General features: G+C 66.2%; 19 protein-coding genes. 13 read left to right on the top strand and 6 right to left on the bottom strand.

Going from position 1 to position 21,895, the window contains the following annotated elements:
* Positions 1-310 precede the first annotated feature (310 nt).
* Positions 311-1,915, top strand: a complete 1,605-nt coding sequence (locus GR168_RS18635) for an IS1182 family transposase (RefSeq protein ID WP_159371972.1) — start codon at positions 311-313, stop codon at positions 1,913-1,915.
* A 110-nt stretch (positions 1,916-2,025) separates the two neighbouring features.
* On the opposite strand, the gene GR168_RS18630 is transcribed toward GR168_RS18635, so the two are convergent.
* From GR168_RS18630 to GR168_RS18605, 6 genes are all read right to left on the bottom strand, one after another.
* On the bottom strand, positions 2,026-2,622 hold the full coding sequence (locus GR168_RS18630; RefSeq protein ID WP_159371404.1) for a hypothetical protein: 597 nt from the start codon (positions 2,620-2,622) through the stop codon (positions 2,026-2,028).
* Positions 2,623-2,854: 232 nt separating this feature from the next.
* Positions 2,855-3,241 (bottom strand): hypothetical protein, encoded by a 387-nt coding sequence (locus GR168_RS18625; RefSeq protein WP_159371403.1) that lies wholly within the window; start codon positions 3,239-3,241, stop codon positions 2,855-2,857.
* Between the two features lie 806 nt (positions 3,242-4,047).
* Positions 4,048-5,652, bottom strand: coding sequence for an IS1182 family transposase (locus tag GR168_RS18620; RefSeq protein WP_159371972.1), 1,605 nt, complete (start codon positions 5,650-5,652; stop codon positions 4,048-4,050).
* Between the two features lie 95 nt (positions 5,653-5,747).
* Positions 5,748-7,280, bottom strand: coding sequence for a long-chain-fatty-acid--CoA ligase (locus GR168_RS18615; protein ID WP_159371402.1), 1,533 nt, complete (start codon positions 7,278-7,280; stop codon positions 5,748-5,750).
* Positions 7,277-8,401 (bottom strand): acyl-CoA dehydrogenase family protein, encoded by a 1,125-nt coding sequence (locus tag GR168_RS18610; protein ID WP_159371401.1) that lies wholly within the window; start codon positions 8,399-8,401, stop codon positions 7,277-7,279. Before GR168_RS18610 ends, GR168_RS18615 begins: the two co-directional genes overlap by 4 nt.
* 232 nt (positions 8,402-8,633) lie before the next feature.
* Entirely contained in the window at positions 8,634-9,836 is a 1,203-nt protein-coding gene (locus tag GR168_RS18605; protein ID WP_058253575.1) for an acyl-CoA dehydrogenase family protein, read from the bottom strand.
* A gap of 147 nt (positions 9,837-9,983) precedes the next feature.
* On the opposite strand from GR168_RS18605, the gene GR168_RS18600 reads away from it, so the two are divergent.
* From GR168_RS18600 to GR168_RS18545, 12 genes are all read left to right on the top strand, one after another.
* Positions 9,984-10,178 carry a ferredoxin gene (locus GR168_RS18600; RefSeq protein WP_065629750.1) on the top strand — a complete coding sequence of 65 codons (195 nt, stop codon included), beginning with the start codon at positions 9,984-9,986 and terminating at the stop codon, positions 10,176-10,178.
* 82 nt (positions 10,179-10,260) lie between these two features.
* On the top strand, positions 10,261-11,151 hold the full coding sequence (locus tag GR168_RS18595; RefSeq protein ID WP_078113623.1) for a 3-oxoacyl-ACP reductase: 891 nt from the start codon (positions 10,261-10,263) through the stop codon (positions 11,149-11,151).
* Positions 11,152-11,214: 63 nt separating this feature from the next.
* Positions 11,215-11,979 carry an ABC transporter permease gene (locus tag GR168_RS18590; protein ID WP_065629749.1) on the top strand — a complete coding sequence of 255 codons (765 nt, stop codon included), beginning with the start codon at positions 11,215-11,217 and terminating at the stop codon, positions 11,977-11,979.
* A gap of 3 nt (positions 11,980-11,982) precedes the next feature.
* Positions 11,983-12,834 carry an ABC transporter permease gene (locus tag GR168_RS18585; RefSeq protein WP_004022039.1) on the top strand — a complete coding sequence of 284 codons (852 nt, stop codon included), beginning with the start codon at positions 11,983-11,985 and terminating at the stop codon, positions 12,832-12,834.
* 57 nt (positions 12,835-12,891) lie between these two features.
* Positions 12,892-14,013 (top strand): MCE family protein, encoded by a 1,122-nt coding sequence (locus GR168_RS18580; protein WP_078113654.1) that lies wholly within the window; start codon positions 12,892-12,894, stop codon positions 14,011-14,013.
* Complete coding sequence (locus tag GR168_RS18575; protein WP_078113624.1) at positions 14,006-15,064, top strand: MCE family protein; 1,059 nt, start codon at positions 14,006-14,008, stop codon at positions 15,062-15,064. The genes GR168_RS18580 and GR168_RS18575 overlap by 8 nt, the downstream gene beginning before the upstream one ends.
* A complete protein-coding gene (locus tag GR168_RS18570; protein WP_078113625.1) occupies positions 15,061-16,281 on the top strand; it encodes an MCE family protein in 1,221 nt (406 codons plus the stop codon). The genes GR168_RS18575 and GR168_RS18570 overlap by 4 nt, the downstream gene beginning before the upstream one ends.
* Position 16,282: 1 nt before the next feature.
* Positions 16,283-17,557, top strand: coding sequence for an MlaD family protein (locus tag GR168_RS18565; protein WP_078113626.1), 1,275 nt, complete (start codon positions 16,283-16,285; stop codon positions 17,555-17,557).
* On the top strand, positions 17,554-18,837 hold the full coding sequence (locus GR168_RS18560) for an MCE family protein (protein WP_058253546.1): 1,284 nt from the start codon (positions 17,554-17,556) through the stop codon (positions 18,835-18,837). Before GR168_RS18565 ends, GR168_RS18560 begins: the two co-directional genes overlap by 4 nt.
* Positions 18,837-20,270, top strand: a complete 1,434-nt coding sequence (locus tag GR168_RS18555) for an MlaD family protein (RefSeq protein ID WP_058253545.1) — start codon at positions 18,837-18,839, stop codon at positions 20,268-20,270. Before GR168_RS18560 ends, GR168_RS18555 begins: the two co-directional genes overlap by 1 nt.
* Positions 20,234-21,139, top strand: a complete 906-nt coding sequence (locus GR168_RS18550) for a hypothetical protein (RefSeq protein WP_058253544.1) — start codon at positions 20,234-20,236, stop codon at positions 21,137-21,139. The genes GR168_RS18555 and GR168_RS18550 overlap by 37 nt, the downstream gene beginning before the upstream one ends.
* Complete coding sequence (locus GR168_RS18545) at positions 21,139-21,834, top strand: hypothetical protein (protein WP_231742641.1); 696 nt, start codon at positions 21,139-21,141, stop codon at positions 21,832-21,834. Before GR168_RS18550 ends, GR168_RS18545 begins: the two co-directional genes overlap by 1 nt.
* The last annotated feature ends 61 nt before the right edge of the window (positions 21,835-21,895 follow it).

The following is a 21,895-nucleotide window of genomic DNA, read 5'->3' as shown; positions in this document are numbered from 1 at the left end:
GGCCGCCAGTCGTCTTGATCCCGCGCCAGCGGCCACCCCGCGCTGGTTGAGCCGGCAGGCAGGTGCCCGCGCGGTCGGCCACCCCGCGCTGGTTGAGCCGGCAGGCTGGTGCCCGCGCGGTCGGCCACCCCGCGCTGGTTGAGCCGGCACCGAGCGGAGCGAGGAGCCGAGTCGAAGCCACTGGGCGACAGGGTAAGGGATCTCGAAACGGCCTCGCCGCTTCGCTCAGGCTAGGAGACTGCTGAAATAGTCGGTGTCGTTTCGGTGTGGGGTGAGCGGGTTTGCCTGGTGGGCTGGGATCCTGGTGGGTATGCAGGGTGAGCCGGATCGTCAGGGTGAGTTTCTGGATGTGAACTCGGTCGTCGGGCATTTGCTGGCCGAGGGCAGTGTGTTCGCGTTTTTGGCTGCTCATCGCGAGCAGTTGTTCCCTGCGGAGATGTTCGCGGACCTGTTTCCCAGCGGCCGGGGCCGTCCGTCGATCCCGCCGGCCACGATGGCGTCGGTGATCGTGCTGCAAACGCTGCAGGGTTTGTCCGATCGCGAAGCCGCTGATGCGGTCACTTTTGATCTGCGGTGGAAAGCGGCGTGTGGATTCGTGTTGGGTAACAAAGGTTTTCATCCGTCGACTCTGACGTACTGGCGTCGGCGACTGGCAGCCAGCGACCGGCCGCACCGCATTTTCGAGGTGGTACGCGAGGTCATCACCACCACCGGGGTGCTCGCGGGTAAGAGCCGTCGAGCGCTGGATTCGACGATCTTCGATGACGCGGTGGCCCGCCAGGACGCCATCACCCAGGTGATCGCGGCGATCCGGCGGGTCGCCCGAGAGGTCGACGGTGGTGCGGTGGTGGTCGAGCAGCACGCGACTCGTCTGGCCGCGTTGACCGGCGGCGGCTATGACCGGCCCGGCAAGCCGCGGATCGCCTGGGATGATGAGTGTGCTCAACAGGACCTGATCAGCGCCCTTGTCGAAGATGGGTTGGCCGTGCTCGACGGTCTGGACCTCGAGGCCATCGACAAGGAACCGAGTAACCAGGCCCAGGCGCAGGCGGTGGCATTGCTGGCATTGGTGACCGGCCAGGATGTGGAACCGGCACCAGGTTCTGATGGCACCGACGGACGCTGGCGCATCGCGCCCCGGACCGCCCCGGACCGGGTGATCTCCACCGTCGATACCGACACCCGGCACGCCCACAAAACCCGGGCACGCCAGCAGGACGGGTTCAAGGGCCACATCGTCAATGAACCGGAGACCGGGTTAGTCACCGCGATCGAGATGACCAAAGCCGCTGGTCCGGACACTTCCGACGGAGCAGTCGGGGCACGGTTGTTGCTGAGCGATCCGACCGTCGCCGACGACGCCGACGATCGTGAGGTGCTGGGTGATTCAGCGTATGCCTCCGGTGACATGCTGGCCACGCTGGCGCGGACACGATGGAACGCGGTGATCAAACCCAAGCCACACATGCCGGCGGTTGCTGGTGGTTTCGTCGTCGACGATTTCACCTTCGACGCCGACGCGAACACATTGACCTGCCCCAACAACCTGACCCGACCGGTCAGCGCGAAAGGCCACGTCACCTACGGTGCGGCCTGCCAAGACTGCCCACTTCGGGCACGGTGCACCACCGCGGTTCGTGGACGCAAAATCAGTTTCGGCGAACACCACCAACTCCAGCGCGAACACCGACAACACTTCTCTGACAACACTATTGCCGACACCTACCGCCAGCATCGACCCATGGTCGAACGGACGATTGCCTGGCTCACCCGCGGTAACCGGCGGGTGCCCTACCGTGGAATCGAACGCAACAACAACTGGCTGCACCACCGCGCCGCCGCGATCAACCTACGCCGCCTGATCACCCTCGGACTGACTACCACCAACGGCACCTGGACACTGGCCACCGCCTGAACCGCGGCACCGCCGCCCCACCTAGATCGATCACCACGACCACACCCCGGAACCGACACATCCCCGCAGCAGGAACCTCAACCCAGGCTGGACCCTAATTCAGCAGGCTCCTAAGGCGAGGTGTACTCGCCCCACAGGTCGTCGACGATGTCGGCGACGTCGGGCGGGAGGCAACTCGCGTCGGGGCACGGCCCTGGCGGCATGGGGGTCGGTGCGATCAGGGTGCCGACTTCGGCGGGAAGTGTCAGCCGCGTGGTTCGTGCGGTCGACGGCTTTCCGGTCGGGCCCAGCGTGCCCCACTGTTCGACGCCGTCGAACCCCGGCACCGTCGTGCATCCCCAGTACAGGTCGTAGGCGCCGTCGGGCAGGACGGTAGACCCGCTCGGGTCCTCGTCGGTGAACACCTCGAGCGCCACGGTGCGCGTGCCGCCCGGCGCGATCAGTGCGCGCGGGTCGACCGGGTTGACGTATCCGAAGGGTGGTCGCGAGTCGCTGTCGGCCACAGACCCGGCCGGGAGCCCGAACATCTTGCACCCGATCACCGCAGTGGACCGGTTCGTGACGGTCACGGTGACTAGGTTGCCCGACACAGAAGGTGTGATCGTCACGTCGTTCGGTGCGGCGTTCGCGATCGTGGGGGAGAGGATTGCCGCGGTTGCGCATCCGAGTGCGATGCCCAGGGTGCGGAGCAGGTACCTACCGGTCATCGTTTCGAGCCTCTCGTCAAGTGGGTGGTGTCAGTGTCCCCGAACCTCTGTGAACCCACCACTGATGGACACATTCGCCATCGCTTGATCGGGTTCGTGTGGTTGATGTGCGCCCACGGAGATGTGTACTCGCCCTCAAATCGTTGACGATGTCGGGTGGCGGGCCCCTGCGGCACGGGGTCGGAGCGATCATTGACAGCTCGGCTGGAAGCACCACAATCCAAGCGTCGACTCAATTCGACTCGGGACGAGATGTGGTGACGGTGTCGGCCGATGAAGAAGCCCGACGATCGTCTACGACCCGCGAGATTGACGTGCCATCAGAGGATGATTCTGCGGACAGGTCTTTTGTCTTGAGGTAGTCCACGAAGATGAAAAGTGCGAAACCGACCACGAACACCAGATAACCGATGGTCATTCCGGTCCCGACCTGGCGTACCTTGTCGCGATTGGCCGTGAGGGCGATACCGACAAAAAGAAGCACGACGTTCAGCACAATACCCAGGGCCCATAGGTAAGCGCAGGCGGTCAGTGCGAGAAACAGTGAGGCGATTGTGGCGTACGGGGTGACGGGCCCAAAAAGGGGTGTGACCTGCGGACGGCTACGCGAGGTGGTCAACTCAGTGCCGCGACTGAATAGATTGCGAGGGCGGCAGCGACCACGACGCCTCCCCATGATCGAGTGCGCGGGAAAATAGCAAGTAGGCATCCGGAAACTAGTGTCGCGGTAGCCGCTATGAGTATGACTACACGTCGGTTCTCATCGAACAGGAGTAGGCAGACGTAAGTGGAAACAGCGACCGCGACTGCAGCGACCGACTGGGCGGCGTACGTTATCTGACTGGTGCCCTGGGCTGCGACGCCGTCGGTCTGGTCGTCCATCATGAGTCATTTCCGCGTGCATTCACGGTCGCTCCTCGGAAGGAGCCGGCGAGTCCACTGAACGTCTGGGTCGCGTAGGTGGTCCCCAGTCCTGCACTGAGGTGCAACCCCCCGATGTTCGAGGCGCACTGTTGAATCTCCATAGCGGCTGTGACCAGCGCCGCCGGATCTAAGGTCAGATCTGCCATCGTCTCCCCCCGAGAGTGTGCGTCGAAGCTGGCATGGTCGGCGCATACCAGAACTGTGCAGTGTCAACGTAGTGCGTGACGATCGCGAACGCGGAACGCCGTCCACAGGGGGCAGCAGATCCGTATGACGTTGTGCCCGGAAACCGGGCACAACGTCATACGGATCCAAACGGGGCCCTTCGTGGCTCGTCGCTTGCGCTCCTCGCACCTCAGGGACCAAGTGTTTTGCGGTTACTTCGGTTTAGGAGCCTGCTGAATTAGGGTCCAGCCTGGGTTGAGGTTCCTGCTGCGGGGATGTGTCGGTTCCGGGGTGTGGTCGTGGTGATCGATCTAGGTGGGGCGGCGGTGCCGCGGTTCAGGCGGTGGCCAGTGTCCAGGTGCCGTTGGTGGTAGTCAGTCCGAGGGTGATCAGGCGGCGTAGGTTGATCGCGGCGGCGCGGTGGTGCAGCCAGTTGTTGTTGCGTTCGATTCCACGGTAGGGCACCCGCCGGTTACCGCGGGTGAGCCAGGCAATCGTCCGTTCGACCATGGGTCGATGCTGGCGGTAGGTGTCGGCAATAGTGTTGTCAGAGAAGTGTTGTCGGTGTTCGCGCTGGAGTTGGTGGTGTTCGCCGAAACTGATTTTGCGTCCACGAACCGCGGTGGTGCACCGTGCCCGAAGTGGGCAGTCTTGGCAGGCCGCACCGTAGGTGACGTGGCCTTTCGCGCTGACCGGTCGGGTCAGGTTGTTGGGGCAGGTCAATGTGTTCGCGTCGGCGTCGAAGGTGAAATCGTCGACGACGAAACCACCAGCAACCGCCGGCATGTGTGGCTTGGGTTTGATCACCGCGTTCCATCGTGTCCGCGCCAGCGTGGCCAGCATGTCACCGGAGGCATACGCTGAATCACCCAGCACCTCACGATCGTCGGCGTCGTCGGCGACGGTCGGATCGCTCAGCAACAACCGTGCCCCGACTGCTCCGTCGGAAGTGTCCGGACCAGCGGCTTTGGTCATCTCGATCGCGGTGACTAACCCGGTCTCCGGTTCATTGACGATGTGGCCCTTGAACCCGTCCTGCTGGCGTGCCCGGGTTTTGTGGGCGTGCCGGGTGTCGGTATCGACGGTGGAGATCACCCGGTCCGGGGCGGTCCGGGGCGCGATGCGCCAGCGTCCGTCGGTGCCATCAGAACCTGGTGCCGGTTCCACATCCTGGCCGGTCACCAATGCCAGCAATGCCACCGCCTGCGCCTGGGCCTGGTTACTCGGTTCCTTGTCGATGGCCTCGAGGTCCAGACCGTCGAGCACGGCCAACCCATCTTCGACAAGGGCGCTGATCAGGTCCTGTTGAGCACACTCATCATCCCAGGCGATCCGCGGCTTGCCGGGCCGGTCATAGCCGCCGCCGGTCAACGCGGCCAGACGAGTCGCGTGCTGCTCGACCACCACCGCACCACCGTCGACCTCTCGGGCGACCCGCCGGATCGCCGCGATCACCTGGGTGATGGCGTCCTGGCGGGCCACCGCGTCATCGAAGATCGTCGAATCCAGCGCTCGACGGCTCTTACCCGCGAGCACCCCGGTGGTGGTGATGACCTCGCGTACCACCTCGAAAATGCGGTGCGGCCGGTCGCTGGCTGCCAGTCGCCGACGCCAGTACGTCAGAGTCGACGGATGAAAACCTTTGTTACCCAACACGAATCCACACGCCGCTTTCCACCGCAGATCAAAAGTGACCGCATCAGCGGCTTCGCGATCGGACAAACCCTGCAGCGTTTGCAGCACGATCACCGACGCCATCGTGGCCGGCGGGATCGACGGACGGCCCCGGCCGCTGGGAAACAGGTCCGCGAACATCTCCGCAGGGAACAACTGCTCGCGATGAGCAGCCAAAAACGCGAACACACTGCCCTCGGCCAGCAAATGCCCGACGACCGAGTTCACATCCAGAAACTCACCCTGACGATCCGGCTCACCCTGCATACCCACCAGGATCCCAGCCCACCAGGCAAACCCGCTCACCCCACACCGAAACGACACCGACTATTTCAGCAGTCTCTTAGGGAGCGGAGGGGGTCCTACGTCGACGCACGGTAGGCCCGACCGTCCCGAACCCACGTCGGTGGGGTGGCATCGGAGGCCAGGAGCCGCTTGACGGTCTTGAAGGTCGCGGTCTCGGGGAGTTCGTCGACGAGCCGCACCCGGTGCGGCCACTGTTTCGGGCCGAGATCTTCTTGCGCGGAGAGGAACTGGCTCAAGTCGTCGGCCGTGAGCACGTCGGCGACGAGGACCGCCTCGATCTCGTCACCGATCTCGACCGGCACGCCGTGCACGGCGACCTGCCGTATCGCCGGGTGGCGCAGCAGGATTCGCTCGATGGGTCCGGTGCCGATGTTCTCGCCGTCGACGCGCAACCAGTCGCCGAGACGTCCGGCGAAGTGCAGGTAACCGGCGTCGTCGACCCAGGCGAGGTCGCCGGTGTGGTAGATCCCGCCGCGCATGCGGTCCGCGGTGGCGTCGGGATCGTTGTGGTAGCCGGCGAAAAGGCCGGGCCCCGAGAGGTTCACGATCTCACCGACCACGCCGGCCGGAACGGGCTCGGCGGTGTCGACGTCGACGACCGCGGTCGGTTCGCGCAGTGGGCCCAGGGCATCATCGGGTGTGTCAGGGGTGCGCGTGATGGCCACGCCGCCCTCGGTGGATCCGAATCCGTCGACGACGCGGCAGCCGAAGCGTTCGGAGAACCGGAGGCGGTCGCGGCCGGATGCCTCGTTGCCGTACATGATCCGCAGCGGACTCGCGGCGTCGTCGGGGCGCGGATCGGTCGCGAGGATGTAGTGCATCGGTTTGCCTACGTAGTTGGCATATGTCACGCCGTACCGGTGGACGTCCTCGACGAACCCACGCGCGGAGAAGCTGCGCCGCAACGCGATCGACGCCCCGCCCGCCACCGCGACGCACCACCCGGCGATCATCGCGTTCGAATGGAACATCGGCATCGAGAGATACGCGACATCGTCCGGCCCGATATCGAAGCGCTCGGCCAGCATCGGACCGCTGGTCGCGAAGGTCCGGTGCGTACATCGCACGGCCTTCGGGTCGCCGGTCGTCCCCGACGTGAAGATCAGCATCAGCAGGTCGTCCGGCGCCGCGTCGGCAAGGGGTGCCGGCTTACCCGCGATCACCGCGGCCGCCCATTCGGGCGAATCGACATCGACAACGCGGGTTCCGCCCAGGTCGAGGCCGTCCAGCAGATGCCGGGTGTCGTCGCCGCACAGCACGATCTGGCATTCGGCACGGGCGATGTCGGCGGCGAGCGCGTCGCCACGCCGGGTGGTGTTCAGGCCCACCAGCACGAATCCGTGACGTGCCGCCGCGGCGAAGAGCGCGCTGAACACCGGCGTATTCGCCAGCAGCACGCCCACGTGACGCGGGCGGTCATCCGACAACCGGCCGCGCAACACCCCGGCCAGCAGCGCCCCATCGACGAGATGATCGGTCCAGGTGCGAAATTCGCCTTCGAACCAGACCCCGCGGTCGTCGATCTCGATCAGCGGATCGAGCAGATCGGCGACCGTCGAGGCGTGCGTCGCCGCGACCGGCCGGTTCACGCCGGCGTGGCGGCCAGTTCGGCTCCGATGGCCCGCACCGAGGCGGTCGCGGAACCGAATGCGAACTCGTTGTGCTTGGCGCGCAGGAAGTAACGATGGACCGGGTGACTGGTGTCGAGGCCGACACCACCGTGCACATGCACCGCTGTGTGCGCCACCCGGTGCCCGGCCTCGGCGGCCCAGAACTTGGCGGTGGCGACCGCATTCTGCAGTTCCGGGGTGTGGCCGGTCGAATGGTCGAGCAACCAGGCCGCCTGCGTCGTCGTGAGTGCCAGCCCCTGGGCATCGATGTACCCGTCGGCAAGACGCTGGGCGACCGCCTGGAACGATCCGATGGCGCGGCCGAATTGTTCGCGCTCGCGCGCGTACTCGGCGGTGAGCTCGAGGCCGCGTTCGACGATGCCGGTCTGTTCGGCGCAGCACGCCAGGGTCGCACGCGCGATGAGCGTCGCGGCCGTGTCGGCGCCGCCGTCGAGAACGGCGTCGTCGGACACCGGCGTGCCGTCGAATTCGACCTGCGCCGACGGGATCAGCCCGGTGGCGGGGGTCGGGGTGACGACGACGCCCGGGGCATCGGCGGCCACGACCACCGCGACGACACCGTCGGGTCCGGACGCGGTGACCACGAACATGTCCGCGGCCTCGGCGTAGGGGACGTCGACCTTCACGCCGGTCAGGCCGCCGTCGGACGAGAAGGTGGTTGCGGGCGAGCTGAAGTCGGTGGCCAGGTCCTCCTCGACGGCGACCGTGAGCACCGAGTCGCCGGTGGCCCCGGACCCCAGGATCCGTTCCCGGAGTGCCGACGAGCCGTGCGTGGCGATCACCGGAAGGGCGGCGATCGCGTGCGGACCGAACGGTACGCGGGCCAGCACGCGGCCGAGTTCGGTTGCGACGAGCGCATTCTCGACGACCCCGAGGTCGCCGCCGGCATCCCCGGCGGTCTCGGAGGACAACTCGAGGCCCAGGAGTCCGGCGCCGCCGAGTTCGCGCCACAGGTTCGAGTCGAGCGCGGCACGAGCCGTCTCCAACTCGGCGACCCGCTCGGGGGTGCTGATCGACGACGCGATGTCGCGGGCCAGCCCGCGGACGTCGGCGCCGGATTCGGAAAGCGAGAAGTCCATGGTGGGTCTCCAGGTTCGGGGTGCGGTTGGTGGTTTCGATACGCCGCGTGCTCGCTGCGCTCGCTCGGGGCTACTCAACCAGCGGGTGGGGCGGGTGCTCGCTGCGCTCGCTCGGGGCTACTCAACCAGCGGGTGGGGCGGGTGCTCGCTGCGCTCGCTCGGGGCTACTCAACCAGCGGGTGGGGCGGGTGCTCGCTGCGCTCGCTCGGGGCTACTCACCCAGCGGTCGGGGTTATCTGCGCTGGTGCGGCAGGCCGAGGGCGAGCATCGCAATGATGTCGCGCTGGATCTCGTTGGTGCCGCCGCCGAACGTGAGGATCAGCGACGTGCGCTGGAACCGCTCCAGGCGACCGTTCAGGTGCGCGCCGGTGCTTCCGGTTCGCAGCGTCGCGGCCGGTCCGACGACCTCCATGAGTAGTCGGTAGGCCTCGGTGGCGAACTCGGTGCCGTAGACCTTCGTCGCGGAGGCGTCGGCCGGGCTCGGCGATCCGCCGGAACTCGCGACCGAGGCGATCTTCCAGTTGATCAGCTTGAGGAACTCGACCTTGGCGTGGACACGGGCCAGGTTCTGCTGCACCCATGGGGCGTCGATCACCCGATGACCGTCACCGGTCTTGGTCTGCTGAGCCCACGCGATCGTCTCGCGCAGGGCGGTCTGGATCGGCGCCGCGCTGCAGAGCGCGACCCGCTCGTGGTTGAGCTGGTTGGTGACCAGCGGCCACCCGCCGCCCTCCTCGCCGACGATCGACGACGTGGGGACCCGGACGTCCTGGTAGTAGGTCGCGCTGGTGTCCACCCCCGACATGGTGTGCACCGGCGTGTAACTGAAGCCCTCGGCGGTGGTGGGCACGATGAGCATCGAGATGCCCTTGTGCTTCTTGCCGCCCGGTTCCAGCGTCGACGGATCGGTGCGGCAGGCCAACCAGATGTAGTCGGCGTAGGCGACCAGACTGGTCCACATCTTCTGGCCGTTGATGACGTAGTCGTCGCCGTCGCGGACCGCGGTGGTCCGCAGTGCGGCGAGGTCGGTGCCGGCGCCCGGCTCGGAGTACCCGATGGAGAAGTGCAGTTTGCCCGCCGCGATCCGGGGGAGGAAGTACGCCTTCTGCTCGTCCGACCCGTAGTTCATGATCGTCGGCGCCACGGAGTTGATGGTGAGGAACGGGACGGGTGCACCCGCGATCGCCGCCTCGTCGGTGAAGATCAGCTGGTCCATCATCGACCTGTTCTGGCCACCGAACTCGGTGGGCCAGCCCAGGGCGAGCCAGCCGTCGGCGCCCATCTGCGCGACGACGTCACGGTACGCGTCGCCCTCGCCGAGTTCACCGTCGCCGCCGGACAGAGCGGCACGACGTTCCTCGGTCATGAGGCCGGAGAAGTAGTCGCGGAGTTCCCTTCGGAGCTCGGCTTGTTGGTCGGTATAGGCGATGCGCATCGACACTCCAAGGGGTGGATCGGCTAGCGTCCGGTCCCCACTTATGGTCAAGTTGACAGACGAAGTGCTCGTGCACTTCTGAAACACGTTCTAACCTGTTCTCACAGCCCAGTCAACAGGTGACTTATCGACGAGGAGACGGTTCCGATGCGTATCAAGGCAGATTTCGACCTCTGCGAGTCCAACGCCATCTGCGTGGGGATGGCTCCGGACTTCTTCGATCTGGATGACAACGACTACCTGGTGATTCTCCAAGAAGACATCCCCGCGGACCGTGTCGAGGAACTGCGTCAGGTCGCCGCCAACTGTCCGAAGTCGGCGCTGACCGTCGTCGAGGACTGACCCGAGCGAAAACGCCGATATGTTCCATCCATCCGTGAATCATGCTAGAACAGGTTCTAATTTTAGCTCAGGAGGAAATCGGGTGGGTTACACGTTGGACGGTCGCGTCGCGGTCGTCACCGGTGCAGGTGCTGGTCTCGGTCGCGCGGAAGCCATCGGATTGGCCGCCGAGGGGGCCACGGTCGTCGTGAACGACCTCCCCGCGGCGCTCGATCAGAGCGACGTGATCGACACGATCACCGCCGCCGGCGGCCGCGCGGTCGCGGTGCCCGGCGACATCGGCGACTCGGCCACTGCCGCCGCCATCATGACGACGGCGACCGACCAGCTCGGCTCGCTCGACATCGTCCTGAACAACGCCGGCGTGGTGCGCGACAAGATGCTGTTCAACATGACCGACGACGAGTGGGACCTGGTGATCCGCGTACACCTGCGCGGACACTTCCTGCTCACCCGCAATGCGGCGGCCCACTGGCGCGCGGCCTCCAAGGAGGCGGGCGGCCCGGTGTACGGCCGGATCATCAACACCGCCTCGGAGGCCGGGCTGCTGGGTCCCGAAGGGCAGGCCAACTACGGCGCCGCGAAGGCGGGTATCACCGCACTCACGCTGTCGGCCTCGCGTGCCCTCAAGCGATACGGCGTGCGCGCCAACGCGATCTGCCCGCGGGCGCGGACCGCGATGACCGCCGCCGTCTTCGGCGACGCACCCACCGACGGAGTGGACCCTCTCGATCCCGAGCATGTCGTGCGGCTGGTCACCTACCTCGCCGGCCCCGACTCCGACGCCGTCACCGGCCAGGTGTTCGTCGTCTACGGTCCCAAGGTCACCCTGATGGCCGCGCCGACCGTCGACGAGGTCTTCGTCGCCGAGGGTGATGCGTGGTCCGCCGAGGACCTCGCGAAGACCCTGACGGGACACTTCGCCGACCGCGATCCGGGACGCACATTCTCGGCAAGCGCTCTGGTCAACTGACCAATTCTGCTCGATTGTGCGTGATAGGTTTCGCGATGGTGCGAGGGTGAAGGGGGTTGGGCGATGCTGAGCAAACTGGCCACACCCCTCAGTGGAATCGGTGATTTCGTGGCGCTCGGCGTCGAGTCGGCGCGCGAGCTGTTCCACCGTCCGTTCCAGTGGCGGGAGACCGTCGAACAGTCCTGGGCGATCGCCCGCGTGTCGATGGTGCCCACCCTCCTGGTCGCCATCCCGTTCACGGTTCTCGTCAGCTTCACCCTGAACATCCTGTTGCGCGAGATCGGCGCGCAGGACCTGTCCGGCGCTGGCGCCGCTCTCGGCACCGTCACCCAGATCGGCCCGATCGTCACCGTGCTGATCGTCGCCGGTGCCGGCGCCACCGCGATCTGCGCCGACCTCGGCGCCCGGACCATCCGCGAAGAGATCGACGCGATGAAGGTGCTCGGCATCAACCCGATCCATCGTCTGGTGGTGCCGCGGATCGTGGCCTCCACCGGGGTGGCGCTGCTGCTGAACAGCCTCGTCTGCACGATCGGCATCGGCGGCGGGTTCATCTTCTCCGTCTATCTCCAGGACGTGAATCCCGGTGCGTTCGTGGCCAACCTGACCCTCCTCACCGGATTCGGCGAGTTGATGATCTCGATGGTCAAGGCAGCACTGTTCGGCCTCTTCGCCGGAATGGTGGGCTGTTATCAGGGCCTCAACGTCAAGGGTGGCGCGAAGGGCGTCGGCGATGCCGTCAACGAGACCGTCGTGTACTCGTTCATGGCGCTGTTCGTCGTCAACGTCGTGGTCACCGCGGTCGGTCTCAAGGCAACGGCGGGCTGAGTGATGGTACTTCCGTTCACCACCCGGTTCCGGACCGCGCGGGTCGCGGTCAAGCGCGCCGGCGAGGATTGGGATCAGATCGGCGATCAGGCGCTGTTCTACTGGGACAGCGTCGTGTCGATCCCGCGCGCGATCAAGCACTACAAGAAGGAGACCCTGCGGCTCATCGCCGAGATCTCCATGGGCACCGGCGCATTGGCGATGATCGGTGGCACCGTCGTGGTCGTCGGGTTCCTGACCCTGTTCACCGGCGGGACGATCGCGGTCCAGGGGTACAGCTCGCTGGCCAACATCGGCGTCGAGGCGCTCACCGGCTTCTTCTCGGCGTTCATCAACGTGCGCATAGCCGTGCCGGTGATCTCCGGGATCGCGCTCGCCGCGACCATCGGTGCGGGCGCGACCGCGCAACTCGGTGCGATGCGGGTGTCGGAGGAGATCGACGCGCTCGAGACGATGGCGATCTCGTCCATCCCGTATCTGGTGTCCACGCGCATCATCGCCGGCCTGATCGCCATCATCCCGCTGTACGCGCTGGCGTCGCTCGCGTCGTTCCTCGCCAGCCGATCGGCGACGGTCTTCCTGTACGGGCAGTCACCCGGTGTGTACGACCACTACTTCGACACGTTCCTCATCCCGTCGGACATCTTGTGGTCGTTCGTGCAGGCGATCTGCATGGCGGTGGCCGTCATGCTCATCCACACCTACTACGGCTACAACGCCTCGGGCGGGCCGGTCGGCGTCGGCGTCGCCGTCGGGAACGCGGTCCGCGCGTCCCTCGTTGTTGTGGTCGTGATCACACTGCTGACCTCCCTCGCCATCTATGGCGCCGACGGCAAGTTCAACCTGGCGGGCTGACAGATGAGCAGGAGACAAGAACGTTCACGGGCCACCCGCCGGACGGCGGCGGTGGTCATGGTCGCGGTGCTGCTGGCCCTGATCATCGGGGCGAGCGCGTCGTTCCTCGGTGCCTTCAAGGGCACCCAGCAGGTGACCCTCGTGGCCCCCCGCGCGGGACTGGTGATGAACCCCGACGCCAAGGTCAAACTGCGCGGTGTCGAGGTGGGCCGCGTCGCCGAGATCACCGAGCGCGGCGGCGATGCGATCCTGACCCTCGACATCGCCGACGCCGACATGGCGAAGATTCCCGCCAACGTGGCCGCCGACATCAAGTCGAACACCATCTTCGGTGCGAAGGCGGTGAACTTCGTGGTGCCGGGCGAGCCGGAGGGCACGCTGACCGCGGGTGCGGAGATCCCCGCCGACCGGGTGGTCGTCGAGCTGAACACCGTGTACCAGCAACTCGTCTCGGTGCTCGCCCAGCTGCAGCCGGAGAAGCTCAACGCGACGCTCGGTGCGATCAACACCGCACTGCAGGGGCAGGGCGAGGAGATCGGTGTCGCGCTCGAACAGCTGACGGCGCTGCTCGGCAAGACCAATCCGCATCTGCCGGCGCTGAACCGGCTGTTCCGCAAGGGCGCGACGGTCACCAACGTCTACGCCGACTCGATGCCCGACCTGATGCGCACCGTCGACAACTTCACCACCGTCGGGAACACGTTGGTGGACAACACCTCCAACCTCGACGCGCTGCTGATCAACGCCACCGGGATGGCCAACACCATCGACGGCGTCATCGCACCGACGAAGAAGACCCTCATCGGTGCGCTGTCGGATCTGAATCCCATTGCGGCGCTGCTCGGTTACAACTCGCCGGGCATCAAGTGCTTCCTCACCGCGGGCGCCATCGCCTCCGAGGTCGCCGCGCCGTTCATGGGCGGCCGCAACGGTATGCTGATGCTCGACGCCGGTCTGCTGCCCGGTAGGGACCCCTACGCCTACCCGTACGACCTCCCCCGGGTCGGCGTCGAAGGCCCCCCGACGTGCGACGGTGGGCTCAGCGATCCCGCCACGACGGTGCCCGCCCCGTTCTACGTCGGCGACAACGCGCCGCAGCCCTACCAGCCCAGAACCAAGGCGAAGGCGAACTCGCAGAAGCTGTTCCAGATATTGTTCGGAGAACCGCCCCGTGGATAACCGCGCTCGCGCGTTCCGCGCGACCCTGATCAAGCTGGGCGCCTTCACCGTGGTGATGGTCCTGGTGTTCGTCGCGCTGGTCGTCGTCTTCAGCCGCTATCGTTCCGGCTCGTCGAACGAGTACAGCGCCGTCTTCACCAGCGCGTCGGCGATGAAGTCCGGCAGCAAGGTCAAGATCGCCGGCGTCGAGGTCGGATCCGTCGGCGGCGTCGAACTGAACCGCGCCAACGAGGCCGTGATCACCTTCAGCGTCGACCAGCAGTACCCGCTCCCCGAATCGGTCCGCGCACTCATCCGGTACGAGAACCTCACCGGCGACCGGTATCTCGAGCTGCAGCAGGGGACCGGCAACACGTCGACCTTCCTCGCCGACGGCGCGCAGATCCCGGTCGGACAGACCGAGCCCGCACTCGATCTCGACAAGCTCGTCGGCGGCTTCAAGCCGCTGTTCCGAACTCTGGACGCCGACGACGCCAACGCGCTCACCAGTTCGCTGATCGCCGTGTTCCAGGGCCAGGGCGGGGCGTTGAACACCCTGCTGGGCAACACCGCGTCGTTCACCGACTCCCTCGCCGACCGCGACCAGTTGATCGGTGACGTCATCGACAACCTCAACACGACCCTCGCCACGCTCGACGGCGATCGCGAAGGCCTCGACACCAGCGTCGACCTGCTGCAGCAGTTGGTCACCGGACTGGCGGAACAGAAGAGCACCGTCGGCAACGCACTGACGCAGACCTCGCGGGTGACCAACGGCCTCGCGGACCTCCTGGGGACCACACGGCCCACCCTGCAGTCGATGGTGACCAACACCGGCCGGGTCTCGGAGGAGTTGCTGGCCGCGGAACCCTTCATCCGCAACCTGATCTCCCGACTCCCCGAGGACTACAAGACGCTGTCGAACCTGGGTTCCTACGGTGCCTGGCTGCAGATCTACTTCTGCCGCATCCGGTTGATGCTCCCGGCGCCCGGTGGCCAGACCATCCTGTACACATCGAACAACGTGATGGGCAACTCCACGACGGCCGGCGGAAGGTGTGACGGCTCATGAGTCTTCCCTTCGGCGGCATGTTCTCGAGCCGCAGATCCGAGTCCGACGAGGCCGACGTCGCCCGTGAGGAGAAGCGCGGGCAACGCAGCCGTGCCCAGGTCGGCGTCATCGGCATCGTGGTCATCGGCCTGGTGGTCATCACCGCCATGCAGATGGACAAGTTGCCCTACATCTCGCCGATCAGCACCTACAGCGCCTACTTCGACGACGCGGGCGGGCTGACCACGGGCGACATCGTGTCCGTCTCCGGCGTCCAGGTGGGCACCGTCGAGTCGATCGAACTGGCCGGCACCGACGACGGGACCAAGGTCAAGGTCGGATTCCGCATGGACGACACCGTCGAGATGGGTGCGGACTCCCAGGCCGCGATCCGGACCGAGACCGTGCTGGGCCGGCGCAACCTCACCGTCATCCCGCACGGTGGCGACCGGATCAAGCCCGGTGGCTCGATCCCGGTCGGCAACACGATCTCGCCGTACTCGCTGCAGGATGCGCTCGAAGGTGCGACCGACACCGTGGCCGAGACCGACACCGACCAACTCAACGAGGCACTGAACACCCTGACCATCACCTTCTCCGAGACCCCCGATCAGGTCCAGGGCGCGGTCGACGGGGTGGCCCGGCTGTCGAAAGCGGTCGCCGACCGCGACAAGGAACTGCGGGCGCTGCTCGCCAAGGCCAACCAGGTGAGCAAGATCGTCGGCGACCGCAACGAACAGATCAACCGGTTGCTCATCGACGCCAACGCGCTCGTCGGGGAGATCGAGATGCGGCGCTACGCGCTCAACCAGCTGATCAAGGGGATCGGTGACGTCACCGCTCAGCTGCGGGGCTTCATCGCCGAGAACAACGCGCAGCTGACGCCCGTGCTGCAGAAGTTCGACCGCGTCGCGACGATCCTCACCGACAACGAGAAAGAGCTGAAGGAGACGATCGACCGTCTCGGACCGTTCGCGAACACCCTCGGCGAAGCAGTGGCGTCGGGCCCGAACTTCGATTCCCTCGTCGGCGTGAACACCTTCGGCGACTACACCGCGGTGTTCCTCAACGCCCTGCGCGGTCGGTACCCGCAGCTGTGGCAGTCGCTGATGTACACGGGCAACCCGCTGCTTCCACAGGGCTGGAGCCTGGGACCTCCAGCGGGTAGCGATACGCCGCGCGGACCACTGCCCAGCCCGACCTATCCCACGCCCGCGCCGACCACGAGGGGGAGGTGACATGACCGTCGGAAGTATGTCCATCGGACGCAAGGTGCTCTTCGGGGTACTCGCCGTGATTCTCGCGGTCGCCCTGGTCCTCGTGGGCTGGAAGGTGTTCACCAAGTCGACGACGAATACGTTCACCGCCTACTTCGCCGGGGTCGCCAGTCTGTACAAGGGGGACCCGGTCCGGGTGCTCGGTGTGAACGTGGGTAGCGTCTCCGCGATCACCCCGCGCGAGAACGACGTGAAAGTCGAACTGCGCGTGGACAAGAGCGTCGACATCCCGCAGGACGCGAAGGCCGTCATCGTCGCGCAGAGCCTGGTCTCCGGTCGGTTCGTACAGCTGACGCCGGTCTACTCCGGTGGGCCGGAGATGTCCGACGGCGCCGACATCCCGATGGACCGCACCGCGGCGCCGATGGAGTGGGACGACATCAAGGCCCAGCTCACCCGACTCACCGAGGCCATCGGTCCGCAAGGGGCCGATCCGGGCTCGGCGGCCAAGGCGGTGAACGTCTTCGACGAGAATCTCGAGGGCAACGGCGAGGCGATCAACGCGTCGATCCGGGAGGTGTCCGACGTGATCGGCACCCTGGCGGCCGGCAGCGGCGACCTGTTCGCCACCATCCAGAGTCTTCAGAAACTCACCGATGCATTGTCGGGAAGCCACGAGCAACTCGTGCAGTTCAACGGCCGGATCGCCTCGGTCAGTTCCGTGCTCGCGGACAACACGACCGAGCTCGATGAGGCGCTCAAAGGTCTCGACGCGGCGATGACCGATGTGCAGACCTTCATCGACACCAATCAGACGGCGCTGTCGTCATCGGTGGAGCGTCTGGCCGCGAGTACGAAGATCGTGGCGGACAAGGACGAACAGGTGCGTGGCGTGTTGCATTCGGCGCCCAACCAGCTCGCGAACTTCTACAACATCTACAACCCGCTTTCGGGATCCCTGTCGGGTGTCTTCGGTTTGGGGATGGGAACAAATCTCATCACTCTGTTGTGCGGAACCATGGAATCCACCAAGCGGCCGGGATCGACGATGGCGGATGTCGACAAGTGTGTGGAGATCCTGGCTCCGGTCCTGTCGTCGATCTCGATGAACTACCCACCGTTCCTGACCAATCCGGTGCAGGGTCGCAACGCCACGCCGAGCCAGCTCGAGTACCAGAACGCGAGCGTCCGGGCTCGTGCGAATGCCGGGGTCACCCGGCTCGACAACGAGACCCGTCGTGACAACCGGGGCAGCCCGCTCGAGGATCTGCTGGTGCCGTTCGGGGGTGAGCGATGAGGTCGGTACGACCCCGTGGTTCGCTCATCGTGGGCGCGGCGAGCCTCGCGCTCGTCCTCGCCGGATGTTCCTTCGACGGCCCCAACTCGCTCCCGGTCCCTGGAGCCGAAGGTACCGGCGGTGAATCCTACGAGATCACCGCGGTCATCCCGTCGGCGGCCGGACTGGTCAACAACGCGCCGGTGCTCATCGACGACGCGACGGTCGGCAGCATCGGCGACATCGAGGTCCAGGACTGGAACGCGCTCGTCACGATGCGGCTCAACGACGGGGTGATCGTCCCGCGCGGTTCGCATGTCATGGTCGGGCTGACCAGTGTGCTGGGTTCGACGCACCTCGAGATCGTGCAACCGGCCGAGCCCGAGGGCGGCCGGCTCGAACCCGGCGACCAGATCCCCCTGACCAAGTGTCCCGAGCAGTCCAACATCGTGACCGACCCGTCGGTGCCCGCGGTGCCCGACATTAATGCGGCACAACAGGTGTCGGCGTGTACCTACCCCAGTACCGAGCAGGTGCTGAGTTCGCTGTCGGTGGTCCTCAACGGCGGTGGGTTGTCGCAGATCGGCGACATCGTGCACGAGATGAGCGACGTCTTCGGCGGACGCGAGGAGCAGATCAAGGAGCTCATCCCGCGGTTGAACACCCTCGTCGCCGATCTGGATGCGCAGAAGGGCAACATCATCCGCGCGACCGAGGGACTCGACCGGTTGTCGCGCACCATGAACGAGCAGAAGGGCACCATCGAGCGGGCGCTCGCCGACGCCCCGCAGATCCTGCAGTTGCTCGTCGACCAGCGTCAGCAGTTCCTCGACACTCTCGGTTCGGTCGCGACGCTGTCGAAGACCGCCAACGACATCCTCGACGCCAACTCCGAGGACATCGTGACGATCGTGGAGGGGATCGAACCGGCCCTCGATCAGCTCCAGGCCGCGGGTCCCGCGATGACTCAATCGCTGAACATCCTGCTGACCTTCCCGTTCTACGAGCCGACGATCCGACAGATCGTCAAGGGTGACTACGTGAACTCCGATCTGGTGCTCGACCTCACCGTCGAACGACTGAGCAAGAGCATGTTCGCCAGCCTCGGCGTCACCGGCCCCGAGGGCGTCTTCGGACGGCCCGCAGGCGCCGCCGCGCGCGGACTGAACCCGTTCATCGCGCCCCTGCAACCGGGCGGCGAACGCGTGCCCGACTCGGCCGAACCGATTCCGGCGAACATGGTCCCGCGGGTCTCGCCGACCACGCCGGCGGCAGTCCCGGCCGCGGGAGGTGGCCGCTGATGAAGATCACGAGATTCGTCCGGATGCAGCTGATGATCTTCGCCATCGTGACCGTGGTCGCGATGGTGGTGATGGCGCTGTTCTACATCCGCATCCCGTCGATGTTCGGGGTCGGCAGTTACCAGGTGCAGCTGCTGCTGCCCACCAGCGGTGGGCTGTACCAGAACGCGAACGTCAGCTACCGCGGCGTGTACGTCGGCAAGGTCGACTCCGTGCAGCTGACCGACACCGGCGTCGAAGCGGTGCTGACGATCGAGAACAGCGCGGAGATCCCGGCTTCGTCGACCGCGTCGGTGCGCAGCGTCTCCGCGATCGGTGAGCAGTTCGTCGAGTTCACGCCGGATCCCGAGGCGGGCGAGTCCGGCGAATACCTGCAGGACGGCGCGACGGTGTCGACCGACGAGGTCCCGGTGGAGATCTCGGCGATGCTCGACCAGGCCGACCGCCTGCTGGCCGAGATCGGTGACACCCGTTTGCGGTCGCTGATGGACGAGGCGTTCATCGCGTTCAACGGCACCGGGGAGGCGTTGCAGCGCCTGCTGGACTCGATGGTGCTGTTCGTCGACGAGGCGAACAAGAACACCGACACGACAATCCAACTCGTCGAACAGGGCGCACCACTGCTGGCAACCCAGTCACGTACGGCCGACGACATCCGTTCCTGGACAAGAAACGTCACCGCGTTCACCGATCAGTTGCGGGCGAACCGGCCCGAGATCGGCGACATCCTGCGCAAGGGGCCGTCGACCGCGTCGAAGAGTCAGGAACTCTTCGAATCCCTCGGTGCGTCGTACCCGTTGCTCGTGTCGAACCTCGGTACGATCGCCAAGACCCAGGTGGTGTACCTGCCGAACTGGAAGCAGGTGCTCGTTCTCTATCCGCGACTGGTCAGTTCGTTGATCACGGCCGTGAACACCGGCACCAACCGGTTCGGTCCGAACGTGAACTTCTCGCTCGGTTTCCAGGACCGGCCGCCGTGCAACATCGGTTTCCTCCCCAAGGAGGACTGGCGTTGGCCGTCGGTGCAGACCGCCCGGGAGCTCCCGCCGGGAATGCTGTGCCGGGTGCCGCAGAACTCCAACATCGCCGTCCGCGGTGCGCGTAACTATCCGTGCGCGGAGTTTCCGGGCCGTCGCGCACCCACCCCCGCAGAGTGTGCCACAGGCTACGTACCGAAACCGGGCTCGGTCGACCCGTTCCAGAGTGGGCTGCCGTTCGGCCTGAAATGGCAGCCGGCGTCCTCCGGTACCGTGACACCCGGCACACCGAAGGACTTCGACGCGGAGCCCGCGGTGTATGCGACGACCTACGACCCGGACTCGGGTGACTTCATCGGGCCCGACGGGAAGACCTACAACGCCGGGGCCGGCAGTGATGAGCAGGAACAGAGCAGTACATGGCAGACGATGATCAGCGGGACGGTCACCCCGTGACGCCGGACGGTCCTCGCACGACGTCCCCGGAACGGTCCGGCTCGGAGCGTGCAGGTGATCGCCGCAACGTGAAGCGGCCGGTGCGGTCGGCGCCGATCCGGCGTGGGCGTCCGACGGGGAAGAAGCCGTCGACGCCGGCCGCCCCGGTCCCCGCGCCCGTGGAACCCGAGTCCTCGGATGTGGCCGCCGCGCAGCCGATGACCACCGCCGAGCACGAGGAGAAAGTCACTGCGGAGCAGTCGATCTCGCCCGACCCGTCCGAGGTCGAGAAGACCGTCGGTTACCGGGAGCGTCGACGCGCCCGGACGGCCGCGGCGTCGTCGGCGGCGGTGACGCGGAAAGGCAAGCGTCGCGTCCGTTATCGCGGGTCCGATCGTCGTCGGTCGGCGAAGGCGATCGTGGGCGTCGTGGTGGCGCTCGTGGTCATCGTCGTGTGCGCCATCGCATCGGTGGTGTTCGCGCTCGGCATCGCGCGTCAGGACCGGACCGACGACCTGCGGGCCGAGTATTCCGCGTTCGCTTCGCAGGTTCTCGTGAACCTGACCAGCATGAATCCCGACACCGTCGACCAGACGCTGACGTCGGTCCAGGAGGACACGAGCGGCAAGGTCAAGCAAGAGGTCGAGAACAACATCCAGCAGGTGGCGGCCCTTGTCCGGGACGGCAAGCTCGAGACCCGCTCGCTCATCCTCTCGTCCGCGGTGACCAAGGCCGAACCCGACGAAGGCTCGGTCATCATGGTGTTCGGCTGGCATCAGCGATCGCTCGACGGCGAGGTGCCGTCACAGGAGAAGGTGTTCCGCTGGCGGGTGGACATGACGCGGATCAACGGCGACCTCAAGATGACCGACTTCGAGTGGGTGGCGTGATGTCGGCCCGCTCCGAGTCCGCGCCCCGATCCGAGCCCGCGCCGAAGTCGACCGGATCTCGATTCGCCCTGCGCAAGGGGCGCCTGGGTCTGATCGCACTCGGCGTGGTGCTGGTCGCCGCGATCGCCGTGACCGCATTTCTCGGTTTTCGCTTCACCCAGGGCCGCGGGGTCGAGGACGCCCGCGCATCGTCGCTGGCGGCGGCCCGGGACTATGCGACGACGATGTTCGGGTACAACGCCGAGAACGTCACCGAGCACATCGACCAGTCGATGAGTGTGCTCACCGGGCCGGCGAAGCCGGAGTACACGAAGCTGATCACCGACAACAATCTCGCCGCCGAGGTGCGCAAGCAGTCGGTGGTGTCCGAGGTGACGATCCAGGACGCGGGTGTGGTGACCAACACCGCGGACACCTCGCAGGTCCTGATCTTCATGAATCAGTCGGTGACCCGCGGCAACAAGGAACTCGTGAGCATCAACCCGTCGCGGCTGACCTTCGACATGAAACGCGAGGGCGACCGCTGGATGATCAACTCGATCGAGGTGATCACCGACGACACGTTCCGATCGAAGATCGAGGTCGTCGAGTCATTGCCGCCCGACGCGAAGCCGCTGCCCGGCCCGAGTTCGGCACCCTCCGGTGCGCCGTCCCCGGCTCCCGGCCCGTCCGTGGCGCCGGTGCCGACTCCCTGACCGCCTTAATCCGTTGCGGCCCGCCCGAATCGGGCGTACGTTCGCGGGTACACAAGGAAGG

Origin of the sequence: Gordonia sp. JH63 (genome assembly GCF_009856645.1) — a bacterium.
Taxonomy (GTDB): domain Bacteria; phylum Actinomycetota; class Actinomycetes; order Mycobacteriales; family Mycobacteriaceae; genus Gordonia; species Gordonia hongkongensis.
Note: the sequence above shows the minus strand (reverse complement) of the source record. Positions and strands in the feature narration are given on the sequence as shown.

Excerpts from the sequence above, each read along its gene's own strand:
- GR168_RS18635 (WP_159371972.1), top strand. The coding sequence starts at position 311 with ATGCAGGGTGAGCCGGATCGTCAGGGTGAGTTTCTGGATGTGAACTCG.
- GR168_RS18630 (WP_159371404.1), bottom strand. The coding sequence starts at position 2,622 with ATGACCGGTAGGTACCTGCTCCGCACCCTGGGCATCGCACTCGGATGC.
- GR168_RS18620 (WP_159371972.1), bottom strand. The coding sequence starts at position 5,652 with ATGCAGGGTGAGCCGGATCGTCAGGGTGAGTTTCTGGATGTGAACTCG.
- GR168_RS18610 (WP_159371401.1), bottom strand. The coding sequence starts at position 8,401 with ATGGACTTCTCGCTTTCCGAATCCGGCGCCGACGTCCGCGGGCTGGCC.
- GR168_RS18605 (WP_058253575.1), bottom strand. The coding sequence starts at position 9,836 with ATGCGCATCGCCTATACCGACCAACAAGCCGAGCTCCGAAGGGAACTC.
- GR168_RS18600 (WP_065629750.1), top strand. The coding sequence starts at position 9,984 with ATGCGTATCAAGGCAGATTTCGACCTCTGCGAGTCCAACGCCATCTGC.
- GR168_RS18590 (WP_065629749.1), top strand. The coding sequence starts at position 11,215 with ATGCTGAGCAAACTGGCCACACCCCTCAGTGGAATCGGTGATTTCGTG.
- GR168_RS18585 (WP_004022039.1), top strand. The coding sequence starts at position 11,983 with ATGGTACTTCCGTTCACCACCCGGTTCCGGACCGCGCGGGTCGCGGTC.
- GR168_RS18580 (WP_078113654.1), top strand. The coding sequence starts at position 12,892 with ATGGTCGCGGTGCTGCTGGCCCTGATCATCGGGGCGAGCGCGTCGTTC.
- GR168_RS18570 (WP_078113625.1), top strand. The coding sequence starts at position 15,061 with ATGAGTCTTCCCTTCGGCGGCATGTTCTCGAGCCGCAGATCCGAGTCC.
- GR168_RS18565 (WP_078113626.1), top strand. The coding sequence starts at position 16,283 with ATGACCGTCGGAAGTATGTCCATCGGACGCAAGGTGCTCTTCGGGGTA.
- GR168_RS18560 (WP_058253546.1), top strand. The coding sequence starts at position 17,554 with ATGAGGTCGGTACGACCCCGTGGTTCGCTCATCGTGGGCGCGGCGAGC.
- GR168_RS18555 (WP_058253545.1), top strand. The coding sequence starts at position 18,837 with ATGAAGATCACGAGATTCGTCCGGATGCAGCTGATGATCTTCGCCATC.
- GR168_RS18550 (WP_058253544.1), top strand. The coding sequence starts at position 20,234 with ATGGCAGACGATGATCAGCGGGACGGTCACCCCGTGACGCCGGACGGT.
- GR168_RS18545 (WP_231742641.1), top strand. The coding sequence starts at position 21,139 with ATGTCGGCCCGCTCCGAGTCCGCGCCCCGATCCGAGCCCGCGCCGAAG.